Source organism: Pseudophaeobacter sp., from assembly GCF_048267565.1.
Taxonomy (GTDB): Bacteria; Pseudomonadota; Alphaproteobacteria; order Rhodobacterales; family Rhodobacteraceae; genus Pseudophaeobacter; species Pseudophaeobacter profundi.
Genome location: NZ_JBLWXG010000002.1, coordinates 399,852 through 425,392, shown reverse-complemented (window position 1 = coordinate 425,392; position 25,541 = coordinate 399,852). Strand labels below are relative to the sequence as shown.

At 60.7% G+C, this 25,541-nt stretch carries 23 protein-coding genes; 12 read left to right on the top strand and 11 right to left on the bottom strand.

The window, feature by feature from the left end:
* Positions 1–2 precede the first annotated feature (2 nt).
* The 6 genes from ACN0VH_RS08445 to cobA are packed head-to-tail and all read left to right on the top strand — an operon-like array spanning position 3 to position 8,944.
* On the top strand, positions 3–1,679 hold the full coding sequence (locus ACN0VH_RS08445; RefSeq protein ID WP_417700308.1) for an ABC transporter ATP-binding protein: 1,677 nt from the start codon (positions 3–5) through the stop codon (positions 1,677–1,679).
* A gap of 3 nt (positions 1,680–1,682) precedes the next feature.
* On the top strand, positions 1,683–4,109 hold the full coding sequence (nirB, locus tag ACN0VH_RS08440; RefSeq protein ID WP_417700306.1) for a nitrite reductase large subunit NirB: 2,427 nt from the start codon (positions 1,683–1,685) through the stop codon (positions 4,107–4,109).
* A complete protein-coding gene (gene nirD / locus ACN0VH_RS08435; RefSeq protein ID WP_417700305.1) occupies positions 4,106–4,441 on the top strand; it encodes a nitrite reductase small subunit NirD in 336 nt (111 codons plus the stop codon). Before nirB ends, nirD begins: the two co-directional genes overlap by 4 nt.
* The gene (locus tag ACN0VH_RS08430) at positions 4,438–7,065 is read left to right on the top strand and encodes a nitrate reductase (RefSeq protein ID WP_417700304.1); all 2,628 of its coding nucleotides are present in this window, start codon (positions 4,438–4,440) and stop codon (positions 7,063–7,065) included. The genes nirD and ACN0VH_RS08430 overlap by 4 nt, the downstream gene beginning before the upstream one ends.
* Entirely contained in the window at positions 7,062–8,015 is a 954-nt protein-coding gene (locus tag ACN0VH_RS08425; protein WP_417700303.1) for a glycosyl transferase family protein, read from the top strand. Before ACN0VH_RS08430 ends, ACN0VH_RS08425 begins: the two co-directional genes overlap by 4 nt.
* Complete coding sequence (gene cobA / locus ACN0VH_RS08420) at positions 8,012–8,944, top strand: uroporphyrinogen-III C-methyltransferase (RefSeq protein WP_417700302.1); 933 nt, start codon at positions 8,012–8,014, stop codon at positions 8,942–8,944. The genes ACN0VH_RS08425 and cobA overlap by 4 nt, the downstream gene beginning before the upstream one ends.
* 70 nt (positions 8,945–9,014) lie before the next feature.
* Here the strand turns inward: cobA and ACN0VH_RS08415 are convergent, their stop codons facing one another.
* From ACN0VH_RS08415 to ACN0VH_RS08385, 7 genes are all read right to left on the bottom strand, one after another.
* Positions 9,015–11,465, bottom strand: a complete 2,451-nt coding sequence (locus tag ACN0VH_RS08415) for a GcvT family protein (protein WP_417700301.1) — start codon at positions 11,463–11,465, stop codon at positions 9,015–9,017.
* Positions 11,466–11,564: 99 nt separating this feature from the next.
* Positions 11,565–12,557, bottom strand: a complete 993-nt coding sequence (locus tag ACN0VH_RS08410; protein WP_417700300.1) for a GlxA family transcriptional regulator — start codon at positions 12,555–12,557, stop codon at positions 11,565–11,567.
* Positions 12,558–12,583: 26 nt separating this feature from the next.
* Positions 12,584–13,477 carry a homocysteine S-methyltransferase family protein gene (locus ACN0VH_RS08405; protein WP_417700298.1) on the bottom strand — a complete coding sequence of 298 codons (894 nt, stop codon included), beginning with the start codon at positions 13,475–13,477 and terminating at the stop codon, positions 12,584–12,586.
* A gap of 141 nt (positions 13,478–13,618) precedes the next feature.
* Positions 13,619–16,087, bottom strand: a complete 2,469-nt coding sequence (locus ACN0VH_RS08400) for a GcvT family protein (protein ID WP_417700297.1) — start codon at positions 16,085–16,087, stop codon at positions 13,619–13,621.
* Between the two features lie 16 nt (positions 16,088–16,103).
* The gene (locus ACN0VH_RS08395; RefSeq protein ID WP_417700343.1) at positions 16,104–16,475 is read right to left on the bottom strand and encodes a GFA family protein; all 372 of its coding nucleotides are present in this window, start codon (positions 16,473–16,475) and stop codon (positions 16,104–16,106) included.
* An 8-nt stretch (positions 16,476–16,483) separates the two neighbouring features.
* The gene (locus ACN0VH_RS08390; RefSeq protein WP_417700296.1) at positions 16,484–17,113 is read right to left on the bottom strand and encodes a LysE family translocator; all 630 of its coding nucleotides are present in this window, start codon (positions 17,111–17,113) and stop codon (positions 16,484–16,486) included.
* 15 nt (positions 17,114–17,128) lie between these two features.
* Positions 17,129–17,698: a helix-turn-helix domain-containing protein gene (locus ACN0VH_RS08385; RefSeq protein ID WP_278921981.1), complete on the bottom strand. Its 570-nt coding sequence runs from the start codon at positions 17,696–17,698 to the stop codon at positions 17,129–17,131.
* Between the two features lie 184 nt (positions 17,699–17,882).
* On the opposite strand from ACN0VH_RS08385, the gene ACN0VH_RS08380 reads away from it, so the two are divergent.
* The gene (locus ACN0VH_RS08380; protein ID WP_417700295.1) at positions 17,883–18,167 is read left to right on the top strand and encodes a DUF1294 domain-containing protein; all 285 of its coding nucleotides are present in this window, start codon (positions 17,883–17,885) and stop codon (positions 18,165–18,167) included.
* 6 nt (positions 18,168–18,173) lie between these two features.
* On the opposite strand, the gene ACN0VH_RS08375 is transcribed toward ACN0VH_RS08380, so the two are convergent.
* Entirely contained in the window at positions 18,174–18,650 is a 477-nt protein-coding gene (locus ACN0VH_RS08375; RefSeq protein WP_278921983.1) for a GAF domain-containing protein, read from the bottom strand.
* A gap of 94 nt (positions 18,651–18,744) precedes the next feature.
* The gene (locus ACN0VH_RS08370; protein ID WP_417700294.1) at positions 18,745–19,917 is read right to left on the bottom strand and encodes a thiolase family protein; all 1,173 of its coding nucleotides are present in this window, start codon (positions 19,915–19,917) and stop codon (positions 18,745–18,747) included.
* Positions 19,918–20,015: 98 nt separating this feature from the next.
* On the opposite strand from ACN0VH_RS08370, the gene ACN0VH_RS08365 reads away from it, so the two are divergent.
* The 3 genes from ACN0VH_RS08365 (at position 20,016) to ACN0VH_RS08355 (ending at position 22,729) form a co-directional block, all read left to right on the top strand.
* Positions 20,016–20,354 carry an STAS domain-containing protein gene (locus ACN0VH_RS08365; RefSeq protein ID WP_278921985.1) on the top strand — a complete coding sequence of 113 codons (339 nt, stop codon included), beginning with the start codon at positions 20,016–20,018 and terminating at the stop codon, positions 20,352–20,354.
* A gap of 43 nt (positions 20,355–20,397) precedes the next feature.
* Complete coding sequence (locus ACN0VH_RS08360) at positions 20,398–20,829, top strand: ATP-binding protein (RefSeq protein WP_278921986.1); 432 nt, start codon at positions 20,398–20,400, stop codon at positions 20,827–20,829.
* Between the two features lie 322 nt (positions 20,830–21,151).
* Complete coding sequence (locus ACN0VH_RS08355) at positions 21,152–22,729, top strand: gamma-glutamyltransferase family protein (RefSeq protein WP_417700292.1); 1,578 nt, start codon at positions 21,152–21,154, stop codon at positions 22,727–22,729.
* 148 nt (positions 22,730–22,877) lie between these two features.
* Here the strand turns inward: ACN0VH_RS08355 and hspQ are convergent, their stop codons facing one another.
* Positions 22,878–23,204: a heat shock protein HspQ gene (gene hspQ, locus ACN0VH_RS08350; protein ID WP_278921988.1), complete on the bottom strand. Its 327-nt coding sequence runs from the start codon at positions 23,202–23,204 to the stop codon at positions 22,878–22,880.
* 85 nt (positions 23,205–23,289) lie between these two features.
* On the opposite strand from hspQ, the gene ACN0VH_RS08345 reads away from it, so the two are divergent.
* Together ACN0VH_RS08345 and ACN0VH_RS08340 are read left to right on the top strand one after the other, a co-directional pair.
* Positions 23,290–24,177 carry an AEC family transporter gene (locus ACN0VH_RS08345; RefSeq protein WP_278921989.1) on the top strand — a complete coding sequence of 296 codons (888 nt, stop codon included), beginning with the start codon at positions 23,290–23,292 and terminating at the stop codon, positions 24,175–24,177.
* 61 nt (positions 24,178–24,238) lie between these two features.
* A complete protein-coding gene (locus ACN0VH_RS08340; protein ID WP_417700290.1) occupies positions 24,239–24,826 on the top strand; it encodes a transglycosylase SLT domain-containing protein in 588 nt (195 codons plus the stop codon).
* Between the two features lie 84 nt (positions 24,827–24,910).
* Here the strand turns inward: ACN0VH_RS08340 and ACN0VH_RS08335 are convergent, their stop codons facing one another.
* The gene (locus ACN0VH_RS08335) at positions 24,911–25,510 is read right to left on the bottom strand and encodes a LolA family protein (RefSeq protein WP_417700289.1); all 600 of its coding nucleotides are present in this window, start codon (positions 25,508–25,510) and stop codon (positions 24,911–24,913) included.
* Positions 25,511–25,541: the final 31 nt, after the last annotated feature.

The following is a 25,541-nucleotide window of genomic DNA, read 5'->3' as shown; positions in this document are numbered from 1 at the left end:
CAATGAGTATCCTCAAGTTCGAGAACGTCTCCAAGAGCTTTGGTCAGGGCACCAACCGGGTGGATGTGCTGAAAGACATCAACCTCGAGGTCAACGAGGGCGAGTTTGTCGCCATCCTCGGATTTTCCGGCACCGGGAAATCCACCCTGATGAACCTGGTTGCCGGGTTGGAAATGCCTGACACCGGCAGCGTCACCTTCAAGGGCGCGCCCATCACCGCCCCCGGCCCCGAACGCGGGCTGGTGTTCCAAAGTTACTCGCTGATGCCCTGGCTTACCGTGGGCGGCAATATCGGCCTGGCGGTGGATGCGGTCTTTCCCAAGCTGTCAGCCACTGAACGCCAGGCCAAGATCGACCACTACGTCGGCATGGTTGGCCTCTCCCATGCCACCACCCGTCGCCCCGCCGAGCTGTCCGGCGGTATGCGGCAGCGGGTTTCCGTGGCCCGCGCCCTGGCGATGAACCCGGAGATGTTACTGCTGGATGAGCCGTTAAGTGCGCTGGATGCGCTGACGCGTGCCAATCTGGCGGATGAGATCCTGGAGATCTGGGAGCAAGAGAAAAAGACCTGCATTCTGATCACCAATGACGTGGACGAAGCTATTTTGCTGGCCGACCGGATCATTCCGTTGAACCCGAATGGCACCCTGGCTGATCCAGTCACCGTCAATATCCCGCGCCCGCGGGATCGCGGCGCCATGAATGACGATGCAACCTTCAAGGCGCTGCGGGCCAAGGTCACCAAATATCTGATGGATGTGGGCATCGCCGCCAAGATCGAGGAAACCCGCCTGTTGCCCGATGCCACCCCCATCCATGGAGTTCCTGCCGCCCTGTCCAAAGCGCAACAAACCATGCTGGAAGAGCGCTATCTGGTGTTTTCACAGCTGCACAAGGTCTACCCAACCCCCAAGGGTCCGCTGACCGTGGTGGAAGACTTTGATCTGAAGGTAAAGAAGGGTGAATTCATCAGCCTGATCGGCCATTCCGGCTGCGGTAAATCCACGGTTTTGACCATGGCTGCTGGCCTGAACGAAATTTCCAAAGGCGGTATCCGGCTGGATGGAAAACACATTGAAGGCGCAAATCCCGAACGCGCTGTGGTGTTTCAGTCGCCGAACCTGTTTCCTTGGTTATCTGCCAAGGAAAACGTCTCTATTGGGGTAGATAGGGTCTATCCAAGTGCCAGCCAGGCGGAGCGCCAGGATGTGGTGGAATACTATCTCGAACGGGTTGGCCTGGCCGACAGCATGGATAAACAGGCCTCGGGTCTGTCCAACGGCATGCGCCAGCGCGTCGGCATTGCACGGGCCTTTGCCCTGTCCCCCAAACTGCTGCTGCTGGATGAACCCTTTGGCATGCTCGACAGCCTGACCCGCTGGGAATTGCAAGAGGTGCTGATGGAGGTCTGGTCGCGCACCAAAGTAACCGCGATCTGCGTCACCCATGATGTGGACGAGGCAATCCTGCTGGCCGACCGGGTGGTGATGATGACCAATGGCCCACAGGCCACAATTGGTAAAATCACCCAGGTCAAACTGCCCCGCCCGCGCACCCGCAAGGCGCTGCTGGAGCACCCCGATTATTATAACTACCGCGCCGAGGTTCTCGACTTTCTGGAAGAATACGAGCACGGCGCCAAACCCAAATCAAAACCCACAAACATCGCGGCGGAGTAAGACATGACCCAGAAACTTGTTGTTATCGGTGCGGGCATGGCATCTGGCCGCGTGTTGGAACATCTCTTTGAGAGCAACGCTGATTTTGACGTCACCCTGTTCAACGCCGAAGAGCGCGGCAACTACAACCGGATCATGCTGTCGCCGGTGCTGTCGGGTGAAAAAACCTATGAGGATATCGTCACCCATGACGCCGACTGGTATGAGGTCAACAATGTGACCTGCCACTTTGGCACCCATGTCACCGCCATTGACCGCCAGGCCAAAACCGTCGCCAGCACCAAGGGCACGACTTCCTACGACAAGCTGCTGATCGCCACCGGCTCGGCGCCCTTTATCATTCCGGTGCAGGGCAAGGACCTGCCCGGCGTCATCACCTACCGCGATCTGGATGACACCAATGCCATGATCCAGGCCGCAGAGACCGGCGGCAAGGCCGTGGTCATTGGCGGCGGGCTGCTGGGGCTGGAAGCCGCCGCCGGCCTGGCCGAACGCGGCATGGAGGTGACCGTGCTGCATCTGATGGGCCATCTGATGGAGCGCCAGCTGGACGAGGCCGCCGGGTTTCTGCTGCGACGCGATCTGGAAAAGCGCGGCATCACGGTGAAATGCCGCGCCTCGACAAAGGCGATCATCGGCGAGGGCAAGGTCGAAGCTGTGCTGCTGGAAGATAACGAAAGGCTGGAGGCCGATCTGGTGGTCATGGCCGTAGGCATCCGCCCCGAAACCCGTCTGGCCACCGACGCCGGGCTGGAGGTGGCGCGCGGCATCGAGGTTGGCGCTCAGCTGCAGACCTCGGACCCCGATATCTTTGCGGTTGGCGAATGTGTTGAATTTGATGGTCAGCTCTTTGGTCTGGTGGCACCGCTTTATGACCAGGCCAAGGTGCTGGCCCATAGCCTGATGGAGACGCCTGCGGTTTTCACCCCCAAGGAGCTGTCGACCAAGCTGAAGGTCACCGGCTGTGATCTGTTCAGTGCCGGTGATTTTGCAAGTGGCGAAGGGCGCGAAGACATCGTATTCCGCGATCCCGCCCGTGGCGTCTACCGTCGCCTGGTGATTGAAGACGACTGTATCGTCGGCGCGGTAATGTATGGCGACACCAGCGACAGCAATTGGTTCTTTGGCCTGATCCGCGACAAGACCGATATCTCGGATATGCGCGACACGGTGATCTTTGGCCCCGCCTATCAGGGAGGCGCCCCCTCGGACCCGCTCTCAGCCGTTGCAGCCTTACCGCGTGATGCGGAAATCTGTGGCTGCAACGGCATTTGCAAAGGACAGATCGAGGATGCAATTGCCGCTGGCGCCACAGATATCGGGGCGTTGCGCAGCCAGACCAAGGCTTCGGCCTCTTGTGGAACCTGCACCGGGCTGGTGGAACAGGTGCTCTCCGTCACTCTGGGGGATGACTTTGTCCTGCCAACCGCCCAGCCTGTCTGTGGCTGCACCGATATGACCCACGAAGATCTGCGCCGCATGATCAAAAGCCAAGAGCTGAAATCCCTGCCCGCAGTCTGGCAGGCCTGCGATTGGAAAACCCCCTGTGGCTGCCATGTTTGCCGCCCGGCGCTGAACTTCTACCTCTTGGCCGACTGGCCGCTGGACTATGAAGACGATCCACAGTCGCGTTATGTAAACGAGCGCAAACACGCAAATATCCAGAAAGACGGCACCTTTAGCGTGGTTCCACGCATGTGGGGCGGCATCACCACCCCGGATGAATTGCGCGCCATTGCCGATGCGGCGGAGAAATACGCGGTGCCCACGGTCAAGGTCACCGGCGGTCAGCGCATTGATCTCTTGGGCGTCAAAAACGAAGACCTTCCCGCCATCTGGCATGATCTGAACCAGGCTGGCATGGTCTCGGGGCATGCCTATTCAAAGGGGCTGCGCACGGTGAAGACCTGTGTTGGCAGTGATCACTGCCGTTTTGGCACCCAGGACAGCACCGGGCTGGGCATCCAATTGGAAAAGGCGCTTTGGGGCTCATGGACACCGCATAAGCTGAAGCTGGCGGTGTCTGGCTGCCCACGCAACTGCGCCGAAGCCACCTGCAAGGACATTGGCATTGTCTGCGTCGACAGCGGTTATCAGATCAGCATTGGCGGCGCGGCCGGCATGGATGTGCGCGAGACCTCGCTGCTGTGTCAGGTGGCAACCGAGGCAGAGGTCATGGATGTGGTCAAGGCCGTCACGCAGTCCTATCGCGAGAACGCCAGATATCTGGACCGGATCTACAAATGGATGGACAAGGTCGGGCTTGACTGGATCCAGGCGCAGATCGCCGATCTCGATACCCGCGCTGCGCTGGTGGCCCGGTTTGATCTGTCACAGACCATCTACCGTAAGGACCCCTGGGCGCAGCAGGTTGTCAAATCTGCCCCCTATATACCCCTTGCCAATCTCACGCTGGAGGCCGCCGAATGAGCAACTGGATCGATATCGCCGCCCTGGAAGAGGTGCCCCAACGCGGGGCGCGTCTGGTGAAAACCCCGCATGGCTGCGTTGCCATCTTTCGCACCGCCGGGGATGAGGTCTTTGCGCTCGACAATGCCTGCCCGCATAAAAACGGCCCCTTGGCCGATGGTATCGTGCATGGCAAGGCCGTGACCTGCCCGCTGCACAACTGGGTCATCTCACTGGAGACCGGCGTGGCGCAGGGCGCGGATGAGGGACAGGTCGCCACCTATCCCGCCAAGGTCACCGGAGGTCGCATCCTGCTGGATGCCGATTTCCTGCAACAGCGAGCTGTCGCATGACAGGCCGTCAGGATCTGGATCAGCCCCTAACTCAGGCCGTAGCCCCGGCTCTGACCCGGACCACCTGTCCCTATTGTGGCGTCGGCTGCGGCGTGCTTGCCGGGGTGGATGGCACCATCAAAGGCGACCCCGAACATCCCGCCAACTTTGGGCGGCTTTGTTCAAAAGGCGCCGCCCTGGGCCAGACTATTGATCTTGAAGGGCGGCTTCTGACCCCCCGGATCAAAGGCCAGGATGCCACCTGGGACGAAACGCTTGACCTGATGGCAGATAAATTCAGCACAGCCATTCGGGACCACGGCCCCGACAGCGTTGCCTTTTATGTCTCGGGGCAATTGCTGACCGAAGACTACTATGTTGCCAACAAACTGATGAAGGGCTTTATCGGATCAGCCAATATCGACACCAATTCCCGGCTTTGCATGGCCTCTTCGGTGGCGGGGCATAAACGCGCCTTTGGCAGTGATACCGTTCCGGGCAGCTACCAAGATCTGGAAGAGGCCGATCTGATCGTGCTGGTTGGATCCAACCTGGCCTGGTGCCACCCGGTGCTGCATCAGCGCATTGCCGCTGCCAAAGCCGCAAGACCCGGCCTGAAGGTGGTGAACATCGACCCCCGCAAGACCGCAACCACCGCGCTTGCTGACCTGCACCTGCGGATTGTGCCGGATGGCGATGTGGCGCTGTTCAACGGATTGCTGGCCCATCTGGCTGACACTGGCCAGCTGAACCAGGATTACCTGCAAAGGCATGTTTCCGGCTTTGCGCCCGCCCTGGCCCAGGCCCGTCTAAACGATCCGCTGGACAGCGGCCTGACGCAGGCAGAGCTGGCGCAGTTTTACCAGCTTTGGGCAGGCACCCAAAAGGTTGTCACGGTCTATTCGCAGGGGGTCAATCAATCCCGCTGTGGCACCGACAAGGTCAACGCGATCCTGAACTGCCACCTTGCCACCGGGCGGATCGGCAAACCGGGGTGCGGCCCCTTTTCGGTGACTGGCCAGCCCAATGCCATGGGCGGGCGCGAGGTTGGCGGATTGTCCAATATACTGGCCAACCACCTGGATATCGAAAACCCTGATCACCGCGCCAGCGTACAATCCTTTTGGCAAAGCCCGACGATCTGCGCCCAGCCCGGTCTCAAGGCCGTCGATCTGTTTCAGGCCTGCGCCAGTGGCAAGATCAAGGCGCTCTGGGTGATATCCACCAATCCCGCCGTCAGCATGCCCGATGCCGATGGGGTCGTGGCAGCCATTGCCAAGGTGCCCTTTGTTGCCGTCTCTGACATCATGGCGCGCACCGACACCGGCGATCTCGCTACTGTTTTATTGCCCGCCACAGGCTGGGGCGAAAAGGACGGCAACGTCACCAATTCCGAACGCCGGATCTCGCGGCAACGCGCCTTTCTGCCCGCCCCCGGCGCATCGCGGCCTGACTGGCAGATCATCTGCGATCTCGCCAGTCGCATGGGCTGGGGCAAGGCCTTCGACTACACTGGCCCGGCGGAAATCTTTGCCGAATATGTCGCCCTTGGGTCTGCCACTGCGGATTTTGGCTGCGATCTTGATCTCAGCATCTTTGCCGATGTTGACTACGCCAATCTGCTGCCCACCCAATGGCCGCAAAACGACAAACGCTTCTTTGCGGATGGCGGGTTTTACCACGCCGACGGCAAGGCCCGCATGGTGGCGGTCCGCGCGCCGGTGCGCAGGCAGGGATCTGATCTGACACTCAATACCGGGCGCAACCGTGACCAGTGGCATACCATGACCCGCAGCGGCAAGGCACCACGTCTGGGCGCGCATCTGGCCGAACCTTATGTCGAAATCCACCCCGGTGATGCCTCCGATCTGGCGCTGCAGGCAGGTGATCTGGTACATTTGAAAACCGGCTATGGCCAGGCAGTTCTACGGGCGCTGATCACTGATCGGGGTACACGGGGGCAGCTCTTTGCGCCGATGCACTGGACCCGCCAGAACAGCACGGGTGGCTGCATCAATGCGCTTGTGCCGTCGATCACCGACCCGATATCGGGGCAGCCTGCCTCCAAGCTCATCGCGGTTTCGGCGCAGAAATTCACTGCCGCCTGGTATGGGTTTGCCGCCTCTGTCTCGCCGCTTCGGCCTGGTGGGGTCTATGGCGCCATCGCCCGATCGCTGACCGGATGGCAGGGCGAATTTGCCGGGCAAGAGACCCCGCCAAGCTGGCAGGGACTGGCGCAGGATCTGCTGAATATGGCCGACTGCGAGGTCACCGAGGTGAGCGATCCGCATCAGCGCCAGACCCGGCTGGCCTTTTATCGGGGGGAGACCCTGGCAGGTCTGTTCTTTGCCGGGCCCGAACCAGTGTCGCTGGCCCGTGCCTTTGCCATCTCGCTGATTGGCAGTGAAACGCCACCGCTGCAGGCGCTGGCCGGGCGCAGCGGCAGCGATCAGCCCGACCCGGGTGCCAGCGTCTGCGCCTGCATGAATGTGGGCGTCAATACCCTGCGCGCCGCGATTGCTGCCGGGGCCACGACGGTTCAGGCTCTGGGGGAGGCGACCTGCGCCGGCACCAGCTGCGGATCCTGCAAACCCGAGTTGACCAGCCTGATCGCGCAGTACAGTGTCGCGATGGCCGCCGAATGACCCTGGCACCCTTTGTCCGCATCGTGGCCCAGGGCAAGGGCCGCGCCCGCCCCCTGACCCAGACCGAAGCCCAGGCGGCCATGGCCCTGATTCTGGCGGGCAAAGCCGCCCCTGAAGCCCTGGGTGCCCTGCTGATGGTGCTGCGCCTGCGTGGCGAAACCGACAGCGAGATCGCGGGTTTCACCGCCGCGCTGCGCGCCGCCACCCGGCTGCCAGATACCGTGAAAGGGGCAGATCTCGACTGGCCCTGCTATGCCGCCGGGCGCACCCGTGGCGCGCCGCTGTTTCTGCTGGCAGCCAAACTGGTGGCACAGGCGGGCTACCGGGTGGCGCTGCATGGCTGGAATTCGCATCAAGGCGGCACCGCCGATCTGCGCCGCGCCCTGCAAGAACTGCCGCTAGAAGGAGGAGGCCTGAGCTATACCCCGCTGGAACTTCTGAACCCTGCAGCCTTTGACCTGCTGCGACTGCGCGATACCTTTGGCCTGCGCAGCTGTATCAACACGGTGCTGCGCATGTGGAACCCGCTGGCCGCGCCGGTTTCGGTGCAGGGGGTGTTTCATCCCACCTATCGCGGGCTGCAATCGCGGGCAGCTGTACTGCTGGGGGATCAGGATCTGCTGGTCATCAAGGGTGGCGGCGGCGAATTTGAACGCCACCCCGGCAAGGAAATCATCCTCTTTGGCCGCCGCAAGGGCACAGAACTGGATGCCCGCGCCGCGCCGCTGCTGCAGGATGATGCCCGCCGCCTGCATGAGCCGGATCACCCGCTGGACCTGGGGGCCATCTGGTCCGGCGCGCAGGATGATGCCTTTGCCCGGACCACCGTGACCGGCACCGCTGCCCTCGCACTATGGAGCCTGCAAGCCGCCCCCACACTTCCCGCAGCAACAACGCTGGCAACCAAACTTTGGCAGCAGCGCCACAGCCAAAATCGGAGTTCGCTATGAAGACCCTTCCCCTGCAGCCCGCCTCCAGTCGTCCGCGTTCGGGGCAGAAACTGGCCGAGATCTGGTCCAAGATCAGCGGTTATTACGGCCCGCTGCTACCGCGCCTGCCCCAATCAGCGCCTCCGCTTTGGCCACGCAGTGCAAATCCTCTGAGCTGGTTGCTTGACTGGCCGGATAAGCCAGCGCGACGGCTCCACCGCAAAGGGCGGCAACAGGCCGGGACCGTGGCTCTGGTTGGGGCTGGGCCGGGAGCCTGCGATCTGATCACCCTGCGGGGGCTGCGCCGCCTGCAGGCCGCCGATGTGATCTTTTATGACAGGCTGGTGGATCCCGAAGTGCTGGCTCTTGCCCCGGCGCGGGCAGAACGCATCTATGTCGGCAAGGCCCCCGGCCAGCACCACTGGACGCAGGACAAGATCTGCGCCGCGCTGGTGGCAGTTGCCGGGCAGGGCAAGCGGGTTGTGCGGTTGAAATGCGGCGATCCCGGCGTCTTTGCCCGCGGTGCTGAAGAAGTTGATGCCCTGAGCGTCGCCAATATCCCCTATGAAATCGTGGCCGGTGTGACCGCCGCCAGTGCCGCCTCGGCCGCGCTTGGCGGGTTTCTGACAGAGCGCGGCACCTGCGACACCCTGGTGCTGGCCACCGGACAGACGCAGAAGGCCGCCGGGAATGCCAATTGGATTGCCCAGTTGCAACCCGGCACCCGCATGGCCATCTACATGGGCGTCGGCGCGGCAGCTGAGATCACAAAGGCGCTGACACAGGCCGGGCTGGCGCAAGAGGTGACCATCGACATCGTGTCGCGGGCTGAACACAGCGACCAGGTGGTGGCCCATTGCCGCGCAGCAACCCTGCAGGAAACGATCCGCACCAGTGGCGTTTCAAACCCGGCAATCATGTTTCTGACCCGTCCACATCTGCCCAGCTAGCGTATGCTGCGCCAAAGCGAATCCCTGCACTACGCAGCAAGAACATGCAAAATCAAATGGGTAGAGCTGGTCAAAGCTTCACCCGCTCCGATTTGGGGTCATACATCGGTTTCAGCGACGCCGTGGCACGGACCCGTGTTCCCATGACGTCAATTTCATAGGCCGAGGCCAGCACCTCTGCTGCGCTCTCGCCTTCGCAGGGCACATAGCCCAGGCCAATCGCGCCGCCCAGCGTATGACCATAATTGCCCGATGCGATATAACCAACGATTTCACCATCCCGCAGCACCGGTTCATTGTGATAGAGCAGCGGTTCCGGATCATTGAGCATGAATTGCACCATCCGCGCCTTTGGGCCAGTTTCGCGCCGGTCCAACACCGCTGCGCGGCCAATGAAATCTGGCTTGTCGGTTTTCACCGCAAAGCCAAGGCCCGCGTCGATCACATGGTCTTCGCAGGTAATGTCATGGCCAAAATGGCGAAAGCCTTTTTCGATCCGGCAGCTGTCCATCATATGCATACCGCAGAGCTTTAGCCCCAGATCCTGCCCCGCCGCATGCAACGTTTCAAAGGCATGGCCCGCCATATCGGCGCTGACGTAGATTTCCCAGCCCAGTTCCCCCACATAGGTCACCCGGTGGACACGGGCCAGGCCCATGCCCAGCTCGATCTCTTGCGCGGTGCCAAAGGGGTTCACCGCGTTGGAAAAATCATTGGGAGAGACCCGTTGCAGCAGTTTGCGGGCATTGGGCCCCATCACGGCCAGCACGCCTTCGCCCGGCGTCACATCGGTAATCACCACGCGGTAATCGCCAAGGTGCCGCCGCATCCAGACCTCATCCGCCAGCCGCGTGGCCGCCGGAGTGACCACCAGATAGGTGGTCTCGCTCAGCCGGGTGACGGTGACATCCGCCTCGATGCCGCCGCGGGTATTGAGAAACTGCGTATAGGTAATCTTGCCCACAGGCACCGACAGGTTCGCCCCACAGACATGGTTGAGAAAGGCCTCGGCATCAGGGCCTTCGACCCGGATCTTGCCAAAGGAGGACATGTCATACATGCCGACATTTTCCCGCACGGCGCGGTGTTCCGCTGCCGCGTTTTCAAACCAGTTCTGCCGTTTCCAACTGTATTCATACTCCGCCTTCTGCCCCTCATTGGCGAACCAGTTGGCACGTTCCCAACCGGCCAATTCGCCCATGACCGCCCCCTGCTGCAGCAGCTGGTGATGGAAAGGCGTGCGTCGCACCCCGCGCGCTGTGGCCTTTTGCCGATAGGGGAAGTGATCCGCATAGAGCAGCCCCAGCGTTTCTTGTGAACGCTCAAACAGGTAGTGTTTATTGCCCTGAAAGGGCTGCATGCGGCTGATGTCGACATCGCCCAGATCAAAGGGTTTCTGGCCCGCATCCATCCACTGCGCCAGCGCCATGCCCGCGCCGCCGGCCGATTGAATACCAATCGAGTTGAAACCCGCCGCCACCCAGACATTGTCCATCTCAGGTGCCAGGCCCAGATGGTAGGCATCGTCGGGGGTAAAGCTCTCGGGGCCGTTGAAAAAGGTGTGGATGCCGACCTCGGCCAGCATGGGCATCCGGTTACAAGCGTTTTCCAGAATGGGTTCGAAGTGGTCAAAATCTTCCGGCAGCTGGTCAAATTCGAACCCGTCAGGAATGCCCGCCATGGCCCAGGGCTTGGCCTTGGCTTCAAAGGCGCCCAGCAGCATCTTGCCCGCATCTTCCTTGTAGTAGGCACATTCATCCGGCACCCGCAGCACCGGCAGCTGGGTCAGGCCCTTGATGGCCTCGGTCACGATGTAGAAGTGTTCACAAGCATGCAGCGGTACGTTGATGCCGGCCATGCGGCCAACTTCGTGGCCCCACATGCCGGCACAGTTCACCACCATGTCAGCCTTGATATGCCCATGGGCCGCGCCATCATCGCTAACCCAGTCAACGCCCGTCACCCGGCGTCCCTGTTTGGTCACGCCAGTGACCTTCGTGCGTTCCTTCACCAGGGCGCCGCGCTGACGTGCGCCCTTGGCCAGGGCCAGCGCGATATTGGCAGGGTCGCCCTGGCCATCCTTGGGCAACCAGACGCCGCCGGTGACGTCGCGCGTGTTCAGATGCGCATAGCGGGCCTTGACCTCTTGCGCAGAGATTTCTTCGACATCCACGCCAAAGGCCCGCGCCATGGCCGCCTGGCGAAAGATCTCTTCGCGGCGCTCCTGCGTTAGGGCCACGGTGATCGACCCGCAGCGCTTGAACCCGGTGGCAACACCGGTCTCCTCTTCCAGCGCGCCGTAGAGCTCTTGGCTGTATTTCGCCAGTTTGGTCATATTCGCGGTGGCGCGCAGCTGGGCAATCAGACCGGCGGCATGCCAGGTGGTGCCAGAGGTCAGTTGCTTGCGTTCCAGCAGCACCACATCCTGCCAACCGAGCTTGGCCAGGTGATAAGCAACCGAGCAGCCAATAACGCCACCCCCGATGATGACCACACGGGCCTGGGCAGGAAGATCGTGCATATCATGCCTCCGATAAAACCGACTGGCACCAGATTACCACCGCCTGGCGCCAGAAAAGGCATCAAAAACGTCAGCTATCCCGCAAGTTTCCCTGTGAGCTCACATTTCCTTATGGCCATTGCCGCCATTACGGCGCTGTTTGCGCAGGGCATGGGGCGTGATGCCAAAGACGGATTTGTAGAGCGATGAAAACCCGTTGGGGAACCCACAGGCAAGGCCAATCTCGCGCAGGCTCAGGCTGGTGTTGAGCAACAGGTTATTGGCCTTGTTCAGCCGCATTTCACGGTAGAACCCATTGGGCGTGGTACCAAGGCTGGTCTTGAACTTGCGCTCCAGCGACCGGGGGGAAACGCCCAACTCGGCGACAATACTGCCGATGGGCAGCGGATCCTCGATATTGGTCTGCATCAGGCGCATGCAGTGATCCAGATCGCGGTCACCGGTCAGGCTGGATTGGGCCCCCGAATAGGGCTGTAAAGAAGCCGGGTCGCGCACCTGTTCATGCAGCATGATATTGGCTACGCTCATCTGCACCGCCGCCGAGGTCAGTCGGCCAATCAGCGCCAACACGATATCGGTGGTCGCGCCCATGCCGGCACAGGTGATCACCGGACCATCGGTGCTGGCCAGGGCCTGGCTCGCTTCGAACAGGCCAAGGCGTTCGCGCAGCAGGGCGGCGTTTTCCCAATGCGTGGCGCCAGACCCGCCGCGATCTTTCAGATGGCGCGCCGCCGCCTCGGCCAATAGATAAACCTGCGCGCCCCGGTTGGTATAGCTTTCTATCACCGACGCCAGTGACAGATCGGGGTGATCAGGATCGGTATTCCCCAGAACAAAGGCAAAATCCGCCTCGGGGCGATCCGCAAGGGCCTGAGTATCAACCAACAGCCCGGCCCGGCAGGACAGCTGCCCCCCCCGGACAGAGCGCATGCAGATCCGAAAAGGCGGCTGGGCCAGAACCCGATTTGCGATGCGCAGCGTATCGGCCACAGCGGCCATCTCGGTCAGCACAAACCCATCGGCCAGCAGAATATCCACGCACCAGACCCGAGACGTGCCGGCACGCTGCTGTTTCTCCGCTTGCTTGCCCATGAATGCCGCCTTTCTTGCGCAGGGGTTCAGACGATCTGATGCCCGGCCTGTCGCAGTTGCCGCGCTATTTCGGCAATATGCGCCGGGCCGATTTCGCAGCAGCCGCCAACAATTGTTGCGCCCTGCGCCACCCAGGTCATGACAAAGGCAGCATATTCGGCGGGTCCCATATCATGACGTTGCTCCAGCGCCTCTACGGTAGGGGCCTCTTGCAAGAAGCCTTCGGTAATGCGGGTAAAGCCATTGGCAAAGGCCCCAAAGGGCTTGCCAAAGGTCTTGATGATTTCCAGCCCGGCGGCAATCACCTCGGGCAGCGAGCAATTGATCAGCACCGCAGCGGGTTGCAAGGCCTCAACCAGATCAGCGAGCTCCCGCACCGGTTCACCTGAACGCAGCCGAGTGCCATCCTCATCCATAACCGAAACCGCCAGCCAGACCGGTTTTTCGGTTGCCCTGCAGGCCATCAGGGCACCACGGGCGTGATCCAACGAGGAAACGGTTTCCAGCATAAACAGATCGGCCCTTGCGTCCAGCAGGCGTACCTGTTCGGCAAAGAGCCTTTGCACCTCGGCCAGCGGGGGCAACAGATCGGGGCGATAAGAGGCCCCGAGCGGCCCCAGGGCAGCCGCGATGCGCCCCGTGCCATGGGCATCGCGGGCGGCTTCAGCCTGGGTCATCGCCATGGCCAGCAGCGCTTCATACTGGTCTTCAAGCCCGGCGCGCACCAGACGGTCGCGGTGCACCGCATAGGTATTGGCGGTGGCCACCGTCGCCCCGGCGGCAAAATAGTCGCGATGGACCGCCCCCACCAGCTCTGGCTTGTGCAGCATCACAGATGTAGACCAAAGCGGCGTCGGACGGTCGCCGGAACGTTTAACAATTTCCTGGCCAATCGAGCCGTCCAACAGGGTTATTTCCATGTATCTTGTCCTTTCACAAACCCGGGCCACCGCCCGCTAGCCCCACCCGATAGAGCCGCGAAAGCGCGCACCCTTGAGTGCCTGAAACATATTCACAGGCAAGGCCTCCATGACGATACAGGCCCTGCTACCAAAGCCCGTTCAGGCCCGCAAACGATCGTTTTCGGGATCCCAAAGCGGCCTGTCTTCCTGTACCACGGCGCGGCATTTCGTGCCGTATATCTCCACCTCCAGCGCGGTGCCCGGAACCGCCAGATCGGCACGTACCATTCCCAGCGCGATCGAGGCGTTGACCCGGTAGCCCCAGTCCCCCGATGTGGTCTCTCCCACGATCACACCATCTTTCCAGATACAGGACATATAGGGCGCATCCGCATCTTCCGCGTCGACCACCAGCGTGACAAAGGCCTTTTGCCGCCCCTGCTGCTGTTCTTTCTGGATCGCCGCCTTGCCGGGGAAATCCTGCGGCTTGTCGAGTTTGACAAACCGGCCCAGACCGCCTTCCATCAGCGAATAGTCAGTGGAAAGATCGCCCTTCCAGCTGCGATAGCCCTTTTCAATCCGCAGCGAATTCAGCGCATACATGCCAAAGGGTTTGGCACCTGCCTGCAGAATGGCGGCATAGATCGCAGGCTGGTCCGCATTGGCGCAGTGTACCTCCCAGCCCAGTTCCCCCGCAAAGGAGACCCGCGCCAACAAGGCAGGCTGGCCGGCGACAGTCGCCTGTTGATGGGTCAGCCACCCGAGGGTGAGATCCGCATCCGACAGGCCAGCGAACAGATCGCGCGCCTTGGGGCCAGTGACGATCATGGTGCCAAATTCAGCGGTATGATCCGTCAGGCTGATCCCCGCAGGCAGCGCTTTGCGCAGGATGTCATAGTCATGCCACTGGGCGCTGCCCGCTGTGATCATGGTAAAGTGGTCTTCGGCGTGGCGGATGCAGGACATCTCAGTCAGGATACGACCCCGGCTGTCGGCAAAATACACCAGGTTCATTCGGCCGATCCTGGGCAGGCCCCCGGTCACCAGCCCGCGCAGAAACGCGGCAGCCCCGGTGCCCGCAAGATTGAAGCGGGAAAAGCCCGGCAGGTCCAGCACGCCCACGTGATCGCGCACCGCTTCGCATTCTTCGCGGATACGCTGCTGCCAGGGACCAGAGCGCCCCCAGGTCTGGGTTGCCGCCTCGGATGTGTCGTCGCCCGGCTTGGCAAACCAGTTTGCGCGCTCCCAACCGTTATAGGCCCCCATGACACCGCCCAGCGCAGTAACACGATCATGCACAGCGCTGAGCTTCTTATCCCGGCCCGCAGGCCATTCGTGATGCGGGAAATGCATGGCATATTCGTTGCCGTAGACCTCCATCCCCTTTTGCACACAGTAATCGGAGTCAGTGTAATCGGTGTAGCGGCGCGGATCGACGGCCCACATGTCCCATTCGGTCTGGCCGTCGACGATCCATTCCGCCAGACATTTGCCTGCCCCGCCGCCCTGGGCGATACCAAATGTAAAGACGCAGGCCTCAAACGCATTATCGACGCCAGGCATCGGCCCCAGTAGCGGCAGCCCATCAGGCGCGTAGGGGATCGGTCCATTGATCACCCGCGCCACGCCGGACTGCGCCATCAGTGGCACCCGCTCCATCGCGTCGGTGACGATATCCTCGATGCGGTCCAGATCATCGTTCCACAGCTGAAACGAGAAATCCTCTGGCATCGGATCTGCTTCGCTCAGCCAATGGGCGCGGCAATTGGGTTCATAGGGGCCAAGGTTGAAACCGTGTTTTTCCTGCCGCAGGTAGTAGGACACATCAACATCGCGCAAGAGAGGCAGCTTTTTGCCGCCATTGGCCTTGGTCCAGGCCTCGACCTCTGGCACCTCTTCCGACAGAAGGTATTGATGGCTCATCACCATCATCGGCACCTGCCGCCCGCCATAGGGGCGGAACCATTCGCCCACGCGCTGCGCATAGTAGCCCGCCGCATTGACCACATAATCACAGGAAATATCCCCCTGATCCGTATGGACAATCCAGGTCTTATCCGCATTCTGCGTCACCCCGGTCGCAGGGCAGAAGCGGAAAATTCTTGCGCCCATGTCTCGGGCCCCCTTGGCCAAAGCCTGGGTAAGCTGCGCCGGATCAATATCGCCATCCGACGGGTCAAACAGCACGCCTTGCAGATCATGAGTTTCCAGAAAGGGATAGCGTTCCTTGGCCTGCTCTGGCGTCCAGATTTCCATCGCGATGCCCTGATACCGCCCCATGGAGCGCGCACGCTCAAACTCTTGCATCCGCTCTTTGCTATGGGCCAACCGGATAGAGCCGGACTGGTGATAGTTCATCGGATAATCGACCTCTTCGCCCAGACGGGCATAAAGCTCGGTCGAATAGCGCTGCATGTTCATGATCGACCAGGAGGTCGAGAAGGTCGGCACATTGCCCGCCGCATGCCAGGTCGATCCGGCCGTCAGCTCGTTCTTTTCCAACAAGACGCAATCGCCCCAGCCCTTTTTGGCCAGATGATACAGCGATGAGGCCCCGACCACACCGCCGCCAATGATCACCACGCGGGCCTTGCTTGGCAGGCGGGCCTTGTCTGTGCTCTCGGACATGTTTGCTCTCTCCCGGTTAGTCTTGTTGCGCAACGCCATCAGCGATGTCGTAGAAATCACCCTTGTCACCAACAAAGATGTGCTTTTCGATCTTCAGCCCACTGGGGGGCTCGACAGCGCCAAGGGCAAAACTCGTGGTATCCTCATCGTGGGCCTTCCAGAACAAATAGGATCCGCACCGGGCGCAGAAGCCGCGTTTGGCCTGAGGGCTGGCCTCAAACCAACTGACCGGGCCGGAAATGGTCAGGTCATCGTCTTTGACATAGGCCGAGGACCAGATGCCGCCGGACTGTTTGCGGCACTGGCTACAATGGCACATCGAAGCCCCCTGCGGCCTGGCCCCGGTTGCAAAGGTGATATCACCGCAGAGGCAGGCGCCTTTGGTTATGCCTGTTGTCATCGAAATTCCTCCAGTTGTGGTGCGCTACTGGCCCCCAGCAACATACCGTAGACAATAAAACACAGCGCCAGCCCCCGGCGGATCCAGGTGTTGAACACCGCCTTCAACGCCGCCCGCCCCATGACAAATCCCAGCAGGGTAAAGCCGGTATAGCTGAGCGCGGTCAGCCCCAGGGCGGTGGGCATAATGCCCCCCATCTGCTGCCAGATCGGTACATCAGGCTGCACAAACTGGGAAAAGGCGGCCAGGTACCCAGCGACGCTCTTGGGATTGATCGTGGCCACTGCCAGAGCATGCAAATAGACATGGCGCGCCGGGCGCTCTACGGCCGGGGCCGGTTTGGTCGCATTGCGCCAACTGCGCAGCCCCATGAGTATCAGAAATCCGGCGCCAATGATCTTGGCCACAAAGAACCACAGCGGCGCGGCCGCGATCAGCGCCGTGACACCCAACGCCGAGAGCAGCAAAAACAGCGTCGCCTGGGTCAGGATTGCCAGCACCCCCAGCATTGCCTTTGGCAAGCTGAGCATCATGCCGTTGCTGATGCAATTCACCGCATTTGGCCCCGGCGTGGTGACAAAAACGACCCAGAACAGGGCAAATATGGTCCATGCTTCAAAACTCATCCCACAGACACCGCCTTAATACACTGGCGGCGCGATGACCCAGACCGCGACGGCTGCATCATCATAGGGGTTGGCCCATTGGTAGGGCTGGTGCTTGATGCGGAAACTGTCGCCCGGCCCTACGGTAAAGCCCTTGCCATCAATCACCAGATCCAGCTTCCCCGAGATCATATAGCCCAGCTCTTGCGTGGGACGATCAGCAGGCTGTTGCATCTTTGAATGGGGCTGAAAGGTGGAATGCACCATTTCAAAATCATCCGTCAGGTCTGGCGACAGCAACTCTTCGATCAGACCTTCTTCTCCTGATCCCATGGGGCGGCGCGATCCCGCCCGCACGATATAGCCATGTTCCCGCACCGGCGCATCGGAATGGGCAAAGAGCATCGACATCGGCACGCCAAGGCATTTGGCCAGCAGGCGCAGATCAGAGATCGAAGGATCCGACAGATCCCGCTCTACCTGGCTGAGCCAACCCACCGATTTCTCCAGCTGCCCTGCAATTGCTGTCAGGGTCAGCCCACGCGCCTTGCGCAGGGCGCGAATGTCAGCGCCCAGGGTTGCGGCATGGGGGGCTTGGCTGGTCACGGTTGACGTCTCCTGCGGCATGGATGAAATTTGACGGCAAAGTTTCACCATTCTCGGCACACTGCCCTCCTTGAATGAAATTTCCAAGGATTTTTTCACCAAATCCGCCAGAAGATTGCCCTTGCGTCTGCAACATCCCTGGGCAAAACCCCGCAGATATAGGCGACAGACAAAAGAGAAACCGATGCAGTCAGAGTTCTGGGCCTGGGCGCTGCCCTGCCTCCTTGCCATAAACGGGCTGAGCTTTATCGCATTCGGTCTGGATAAATTCTGCGCCAAACACGGGTTCTGGCGGGTACCAGAGGCACGGTTACTGCTGCTGGCCGCGCTTGGCGGCAGCCCTGCCGCCTATCTGGCGCGGTGGCTGTTTCGTCACAAGACCCGCAAACAGCCCTTTTGTCGCCGCCTGAACAGGATCGCCGGGGCGCAGCTGCTGCTGCCCCTCATATGGGTGCTTGGCTTCACCTGATACAGATCAGACTGTCGGCCCGGCTGGCCCCGCCCCGCCAAAGACCTGGGTCAGGATCGCCGCCAATTGGTCTGCGTCCTGCTGGCTAAAGGCTGCGGGTTGGTCACTGTCGATATCCAGCACCGCGATCAGATCGCCTGCATGGTTCCAGACCGGCAGCACCACTTCGGAGCGGGTTGAAGAGGCACAGGCGATATGGCCGGGAAAATTCTCGACATCCGCCACCAGCTGTACCCTGCCGCTACGCGCTGCCGCACCGCAGACGCCGCGCGAGAACGGGATTTGCAAACAGCCATGCCCGCCCTGATAGGGACCGATCTTCAACAGATCAGGCGCAACCACCCGATAAAACCCTGTCCAGTCAAAGCGGTCATCGCTATGGTGCAATTCGCAGGTGACGGTGGCCATAAGGGCGATTTCGTCCTGCTCATTTTCGGTCAAAGCCCGGATGGTTTTGGCCAACATCTGGTAATCTGCGCGCATGCCTGTCTTCCTTCCGGCGGTGTAAGGGGGCTGTCTGCCCCCTCTTGACCCGAGGGTCAATTCACCCCCGAAGGTATTTATCGCAAGATGAAGATCAAGCCCGTTCGATTGCGATGGCGGTGCCTTCGCCGCCACCAATGCAAATCGCCGCCACCCCGCGTTTGAGGCCACGTTTTTCAAGCGCATTGAGCAGGGTTACCATGATGCGTGCGCCCGAAGCGCCAATGGGATGGCCCAGCGCGCAGGCGCCGCCGTTCACATTGATCTTGTCGCGGCTGATGCCCATCTCGTGCATGAAGGCCATCGGCACCACTGCGAAGGCCTCGTTCACCTCCCAGAGGTCGACATCTTCGGTGCTCCAGCCGATCTTATCCAACAGTTTCTTGGCCGCTGGAACTGGTGCAGTGGTGAACAGGCCCGGAGCCTGGGCATGGCTGGCATGACCCAGAATGCGGGCGCGCACTGTCAGCCCCTGCGCCGCCGCGGCCTCTTGCGACGCCAGTACCAAGGCGGCCGCCCCATCGGAGATTGACGAGGCATTGGCTGCGGTCACCGTGCCATCCTTGCGGAAGGCGGGTTTCAGCGCCGGGATTTTTTCCGGGCGGGCATTGCCGGGCTGTTCATCAACCGCCTGAGTGGTTTCACCCCGACGCGTTTCCAGCAGGACGGCAGCGATTTCACCGTCAAAAGCGCCTGTTTGTTGCGCTTCCAGTGCATTGGACAGGGATTTCAGCGCATACTCGTCCTGGGCTTCCCGGCTGAATTGATATTGGGTGGCGCAGTCTTCGGCAAAGGTGCCCATCAGGCGGCCCTTGTCATAGGCATCTTCCAAGCCATCAAGGAACATATGGTCGATCACCTGACCATGGCCAATTCGGGCACCGCCTCGGTGATTGGGCAGCAGATAGGGTGCATTGGTCATGCTTTCCATGCCGCCTGCGACAACGCTGTCCACCTGACCCAGGGCGATCTGATCATAGGCGATCATCGCCGCCTTCATGCCGGATCCGCACATCTTGTTAAGGGTGGTTGCGGGCACCTCTTCGCCCAACCCCGCCGCGAATCCTGCCTGGCGTGCCGGGGCCTGGCCCTGCCCTGCGGGCAACACACAGCCCATCAGGACCTCGTCTACCGTATTGGCACCTGCGCCCTCCAGGGCTGCCTTGATGGCGACACCACCCAGGGCAGAGGCCGAAAGCCCGGAAAACGCCCCCTGAAACCCACCCATAGGGGTTCGGGCTGCACCTGCAATCACAACATTTTTCATCACATATTCCTCCAATCGTCGCCAATATGAATACCGAATGCTAAGCTTTGAGGTCTAGACTGGTATAAATACGTTGAGACAACACCTGGGGGATCCCTATGAGCCTGACAAGTACACGGGCAGATGGCGCGCAGATCGTGACTGTAAACGCAGAACGCATTGATGCAGCCATGGCCATTCAATTCAAAGAAGACATGCGGGCCGAAACCGAAGACGGCACCGATCGTATCATTCTGGACCTATCCCTGGTGCAATTCATCGATTCCAGCGGTCTGGGGGCCATCGTCGCCGCCATGAAACAGCTGGGTCGTGATCGCCGCCTTGATCTGGCCGGCCCGACCCCCATGGTGGAGAAGGTCTTTCGCCTGACCCGCATGGATACAATTTTCAATCTCTATAGCACGCTGAACGAAGCCGTCACCGAGACCAAGACCTGAACTTCGCCCACGAAATGATCCCAGGGTAGGAAGTGAGAGATGAATGGCTGAAATTTTTGCATGCTCGTTCACCGCAACAGAGTTGGATGCCAGAAGCGGCATCTCGGCGGTTATGGAACGACTGCGAGAGATAGATTTGCCCGATGAACGGGCCGGAGACGTCCAAATTGCTTTGGCCGAGGCGGTGAATAACGTTGTCGAACACGCCTATGCGGGCACAGAAAAAGGGGATGTGCGTATCAAGTGCAATCTTTACCCACAGGAACTGCGAATCCAGATTTGCGATGCAGGGTTCCCGCTGACTGATTGCGCATTGCCGCCGGGCGAGCCCGCCGATTTGTCCGGCCCGATTGAGACCCTCCCCGAGGGGGGCTTTGGCTGGTTCCTGATCCGCGAGCTAACCAGTCGGCTGCACTACGAACGACTGGGGCGGAACAATCGGCTCTCGCTGTATTTTCAGGTACCACCGACTTGAGGGTGATCAAGAGCGCCCAAAACGCGCCACAATGCGGACCTACTCTCGTCACAGGCCTCATCTATGAGTTAACCTGTAGCTGACCTAGGCTTCCCCTGGCGCTGGACATCTAAGCCCCCACCAACCGTGCAACGCCAGGGATACCCCCATGAATGTAAGCGCGTGGCATCCTAGGCCTAGATGGCGAGGATGTTACTGCTATCGTTTGGCTGGACCAAAGAGCGCCTGGGCGGATGGCACCGCAGGCCGCTTGCCGGTTTGAATTTTCATTGCCATTCCCAGCCCAGGAACTACCCTGCCGACGACCAAACAGGAGTGGTAAATGCGCGATTTTCAATCCCCCGGACGTTCCGCCGTCTTTGCCCAGAATGGCCTCTGCGCCACCTCGCACCCGCTGGCTGCCGGTGCGGCGATTGATGTGCTGAAACGCGGCGGAAACGCCATGGACGCGGCCATCGCAGGTGCCGTTCTGCTGGGCATTTGTGAGCCGCAGATGACCGGGATCGGTGGCGATTGCTTCGTGCTCTTTTCCCGTGGCGGCAGCAACGACATTCACGCGGTGAATGGATCCGGGCGCGCCGCCGCTGGTGCCAGTGCTGCAGAGCTGCGGAACCAGGGCAAGGCCACCGTGCCGCTGCGCAGCGCCCATGCCGTTACAGTGCCCACCGCGATCGAAACCTTCTGCACCCTGGCCGAAACCGAAGGGAAACTGGGCTTGGACGCCCTGCTGGCCCCTGCGATCCATTACGCCGAGACCGGCGTTCCGGTTGCGCCGCGTGTGGCCTTTGACTGGGCCAATGACGCCGACGCCCTGCAGGGATCGGCCCGCGACGCCTACCTGTTTGACGGCAAGCCACCAAAGATCGGCCAGATATTTCGCGCCCCGGGCCAGGCCGAAGTCCTGCGCCGAATTGCCCGGGATGGTCGCGATGCCTTTTACACTGGCGAAATCGCCGACGATATGCTGGCGACGCTGCAGGCGGCTGGCGGGCATCACAACGCCGCAGATTTTGCCGCAGCGCAATGCGACCGGGTCATCCCGGTTTCGGCCTGCTACAAGGGGATCGATCTGGTCGAGCATCCACCCAATGGTCAGGGGGCAACCGCGCTACTGCTGCTCAATATCCTGTCACATTTTGACATTGCGGCAATGGATCCGCTGGGGGCCAAGCGGGCCCATATCGAAGCCGAAGCGGCCAAACTGGCCTATGATGCCCGCAACCGCTTTCTGGCCGATGCCGATCATACGACGCAGCTGGATCACATGCTGGCACCCGAAACAGCAGCGCGGCTGGCGGCATTGATTGACCACAAGCGCGCGATGGCGGCCCCCGCAGCGCTGAGCGAGGCGGTCCACAAGGATACGATCTATATCACCGTGGTCGACAAAGATCGCATGGCCGTCTCGCTGATCTATTCGATCTTTCACGGCTTTGGCTCTGGCCTTGCCTCGGAGAAATTCGGCATCCTGCTGCAGAACAGAGGCGCCGGCTTTACCCTGCAAGAGGGCCATCCAAACGCGCTGGCAGGCGGCAAGCGCCCGATGCATACCATCATTCCCGGCATGCTGCGGCAAGAGGGGCGCGTGTTGATGCCCTTTGGGGTGATGGGGGGGGCCTATCAGCCCAATGGCCATGCGCGGTTTGTCTCTAACCTGCAGGATTTTGGCATGGATCCACAGCAGGCCATAGACGCACCGCGCAGCTACAGCGATGCCGGTATTCTAAAGGTTGAACGCGGCTATAGCGATGAAACCCGTCAGGCACTGCGCGACATGGGCCATCAAGTTGAAACCCCAAAGACCGCCATCGGCGGTGCCCAGGCGATCACTCTGCGGGCAGATGGTATCCTGGAAGGTGCCAGCGATCCGCGCAAAGACGGCTGCGCGCTCGGCTATTGATCAGGGCTATTTTCTTTGGTCAAACGCCGGGCCACAGGCCCGGCATCACCAGCCACCCGGCAAGCAACCGCGCGCAGTGCAAGGAAATAAGATGGAAGGAAGCCCGAAGGCGGCAAGCAGCGGGTCACAGCAAACGCGTGTAGCGAGATCAGTTCAGCTGATACTGCAAAGAGTAGGCCGCGCCATCGAAGCGACCAAACATCTCTGGCAGGTCCGGGTGGCTGATCGGTTCGCCCGAATAATCGGCAACCAGATTCTGCTCTGACACATAGGCGACATAATAGGTCTGATCATTCTCTGCCAGCAGATGATAAAACGGCTGGTTTTTCATTGGCCTGCTGCCTTCAGGAATGGCGTCATACCACTCTTGTGTATTCTCGAACTCTGGGTCCACGTCAAAAACCACGCCGCGAAACGGGTGTTTGCGGTGCCGGACAACCTGCCCCAAGTTATATTTCGCGCGCGTTCTAAGCATTTCTTGACTGTCTCCGTCTCTTGTTACTAACGCGAAACACTGGCAAATGTCCAACTCTTGACGTAAATTTTAAAGGAAACAGACTGTGAACCTGGCCTTGACAGTGCTTGAAATCACCGCCCCCGTTTTTCTGCTTGCCGGGGTTGGATTCACCTGGGTCCGGCTGGGATTTGAATACCGTATTCAGTTTGTTACCCGGCTGGCGATGACCCTTGCGGTACCGGCGCTGATCTTCACCGCCTTGATGAAAACCGACCTCGACAAAGGCGCCCTTGGGGTCTTTGTGATCGCGGCCCTTCTGGGGCATCTGCTGCTGGCGCTGGTTGGCGCGATACTGGTCAAGCTTGGCCATTTGAATCGGCAGACCTATCTGGCACCCTTCATTTTTGGCAATACCGGCAACCTGGGCATCCCGCTGGCGCTGTTCGCCTTTGGCGAGGCCGGGCTGGGCTATGCGGTGGTGATGCTGGCGGTTTCTGCCGTCCTGTCGTTTACCCTGGGCCTGACGCTGGTGGCGGGCAAGGGCGGCGGCGGCAAGGCACTGAAAGAACCCATGGTCTGGGCCACCCTTCTGGGGGCGCTGTTTCTCTGGCAGGATTGGCAGACGCCGCAGTTCTTGACCAATACGCTGGATCTGATCGGGCAAATGGCGATCCCGATGATGCTGATAACCCTGGGCGTGGCCATCGCCCGGCTGTCGCCCGGAAAAACGGGGCTCGCCGTGTTGCTGTCGCTGGCAAAGCTGTGCACCAGCGTCGCCATTGGCTGGGGGCTGGGGCTGGCCTTTGGTCTTGATGACATCGCCTTTGGCGTGTTGGTTCTGCAGCTGGCCACCCCGGTTGCCGTCACCTCATATCTCTTGGCCGAGAAATTCGGTGCCGAGGCCGAAGCCGTTGCAGGGCTTGTGGTGGTTTCAACCCTGATGGCCATCGCCGCATTGCCGCTGGTCCTGTCAGTATTGATTGATTTGTGATTTTCTCTTTTGAGCAAATTCGCTAGAATGGGAAAAAAAGATAACAACTTAGGCAGAGACAATGAGCAGAATCATCGTCGCGCTCGCACTTCTTTTGGTCGTCGCGTCCTGCGGAGGCGGTCACAACACGCCGCCGCGCAATCTGGACAATGCATGCGCCATCATCAAAGAGCGCCCAAAATACCTCAAAGCCTTTCGCGCGGCTGAACGGCGCTGGGGCGTGCCCATGCATGTGCAGATGGCCACCATCCACCAGGAAAGCAGATTTCGCGGCAAGGCCCGTACGCCGCACAAGTATCTTTTGGGGGTGATCCCCATGGGACGGCAGTCCAGCGCCTTTGGCTACGGTCAGGCACTGGATGGCACCTGGGAAGACTATAAACGCGACACCGGGCGGCGCCGGGCCAAGCGCGACCGGATAGAGGACGCCACCGATTTCATGGGCTGGTACATGAACACCAGCAAGGAAAGAAACGGCATCCAGCTCTACGATGCGCGCAACCAATATCTGGCCTATCACGACGGCCATACCGGCTATTCCCGCGGCACCTATAATTCCAAACCCTGGTTGGTGCGCGTCGCCAGCCAAGTCGAGGCCCGCTCGCAGATGTATCAAACGCAACTGGCCACCTGCCGCCGCGCCCGCTAGTCTGAGCACCTATAGCGAAGCTGTCGTTTTCCGCACCGCAGAGAACGGCGGCTTTCGTCCCGCATAGCCGACCTTCCTCTCTAGTTATGGGGAATTTCCACCGCTACCGCTGAACAATGTCGATGGTAGGCGCATGCCGGTTTCCAGCGTGCCGAGAATCACGGTTGTCTTGCCCCCGGCCCCGTCGTGCACCACCCATTTGCGCAGCTCTACCGGGTCAGCGGTGAACATCAGTTCGATACTGCCATAATCCGGGTTTTCGGGATCCTGCGCCTGCACCACGGTCGAGGTGCCGTCAAAGCCGTGGCCAACAACCATATTGGCCCGGTCCAGGTTCACCTGCTTGGCCAGGATAATCGACAAAGGCGTGCGGCGCAGCGGAAAGGTTTCGGGCGGCTGGTTGGATTTGGGATCATGCACCCGCACAGCCCCCGCGCCCGCCACCACCGTGCCGGCCGCATCACCGTCATATTCAAACCGCATCCGTCCTGGGCGATGCAGGTACAGCTTGCCGGTGGACAGCGAACCATCATCATTGATCTGGGTGAAACCCGCCGTCGCAGTTTTCATATCATTCAGATAGGCTGAGATTTCAGCCAGGCTCAGCTTTTCGCTGGCCCAGGCCGCAGAGGTGATGAACGTAGCAGTGACGCCCAGCGCCAAGACAGAGAGAAGCTTTTTCATAAGAGTTAGATAAGCCTTGAGGCGCAAAAGA

What these genes read in the sequence shown, in the direction of transcription:
- ACN0VH_RS08425 (WP_417700303.1), top strand. Translation starts at nt 7,062, where the DNA reads ATGACCCTGGCACCCTTTGTCCGCATCGTGGCCCAGGGCAAGGGCCGC.
- ACN0VH_RS08365 (WP_278921985.1), top strand. Translation starts at nt 20,016, where the DNA reads ATGAGCCTGACAAGTACACGGGCAGATGGCGCGCAGATCGTGACTGTA.
- ACN0VH_RS08390 (WP_417700296.1), bottom strand. Translation starts at nt 17,113, where the DNA reads ATGAGTTTTGAAGCATGGACCATATTTGCCCTGTTCTGGGTCGTTTTT.
- ACN0VH_RS08445 (WP_417700308.1), top strand. Translation starts at nt 3, where the DNA reads ATGAGTATCCTCAAGTTCGAGAACGTCTCCAAGAGCTTTGGTCAGGGC.
- ACN0VH_RS08415 (WP_417700301.1), bottom strand. Translation starts at nt 11,465, where the DNA reads ATGCACGATCTTCCTGCCCAGGCCCGTGTGGTCATCATCGGGGGTGGC.
- ACN0VH_RS08340 (WP_417700290.1), top strand. Translation starts at nt 24,239, where the DNA reads ATGAGCAGAATCATCGTCGCGCTCGCACTTCTTTTGGTCGTCGCGTCC.
- ACN0VH_RS08370 (WP_417700294.1), bottom strand. Translation starts at nt 19,917, where the DNA reads ATGAAAAATGTTGTGATTGCAGGTGCAGCCCGAACCCCTATGGGTGGG.
- hspQ (WP_278921988.1), bottom strand. Translation starts at nt 23,204, where the DNA reads ATGCTTAGAACGCGCGCGAAATATAACTTGGGGCAGGTTGTCCGGCAC.
- ACN0VH_RS08375 (WP_278921983.1), bottom strand. Translation starts at nt 18,650, where the DNA reads ATGCGCGCAGATTACCAGATGTTGGCCAAAACCATCCGGGCTTTGACC.
- ACN0VH_RS08430 (WP_417700304.1), top strand. Translation starts at nt 4,438, where the DNA reads ATGACAGGCCGTCAGGATCTGGATCAGCCCCTAACTCAGGCCGTAGCC.
- cobA (WP_417700302.1), top strand. Translation starts at nt 8,012, where the DNA reads ATGAAGACCCTTCCCCTGCAGCCCGCCTCCAGTCGTCCGCGTTCGGGG.
- ACN0VH_RS08380 (WP_417700295.1), top strand. Translation starts at nt 17,883, where the DNA reads ATGCAGTCAGAGTTCTGGGCCTGGGCGCTGCCCTGCCTCCTTGCCATA.
- ACN0VH_RS08360 (WP_278921986.1), top strand. Translation starts at nt 20,398, where the DNA reads ATGGCTGAAATTTTTGCATGCTCGTTCACCGCAACAGAGTTGGATGCC.
- nirB (WP_417700306.1), top strand. Translation starts at nt 1,683, where the DNA reads ATGACCCAGAAACTTGTTGTTATCGGTGCGGGCATGGCATCTGGCCGC.
- ACN0VH_RS08400 (WP_417700297.1), bottom strand. Translation starts at nt 16,087, where the DNA reads ATGTCCGAGAGCACAGACAAGGCCCGCCTGCCAAGCAAGGCCCGCGTG.
- ACN0VH_RS08335 (WP_417700289.1), bottom strand. Translation starts at nt 25,510, where the DNA reads ATGAAAAAGCTTCTCTCTGTCTTGGCGCTGGGCGTCACTGCTACGTTC.
- nirD (WP_417700305.1), top strand. Translation starts at nt 4,106, where the DNA reads ATGAGCAACTGGATCGATATCGCCGCCCTGGAAGAGGTGCCCCAACGC.
- ACN0VH_RS08355 (WP_417700292.1), top strand. Translation starts at nt 21,152, where the DNA reads ATGCGCGATTTTCAATCCCCCGGACGTTCCGCCGTCTTTGCCCAGAAT.
- ACN0VH_RS08410 (WP_417700300.1), bottom strand. Translation starts at nt 12,557, where the DNA reads ATGGGCAAGCAAGCGGAGAAACAGCAGCGTGCCGGCACGTCTCGGGTC.
- ACN0VH_RS08405 (WP_417700298.1), bottom strand. Translation starts at nt 13,477, where the DNA reads ATGGAAATAACCCTGTTGGACGGCTCGATTGGCCAGGAAATTGTTAAA.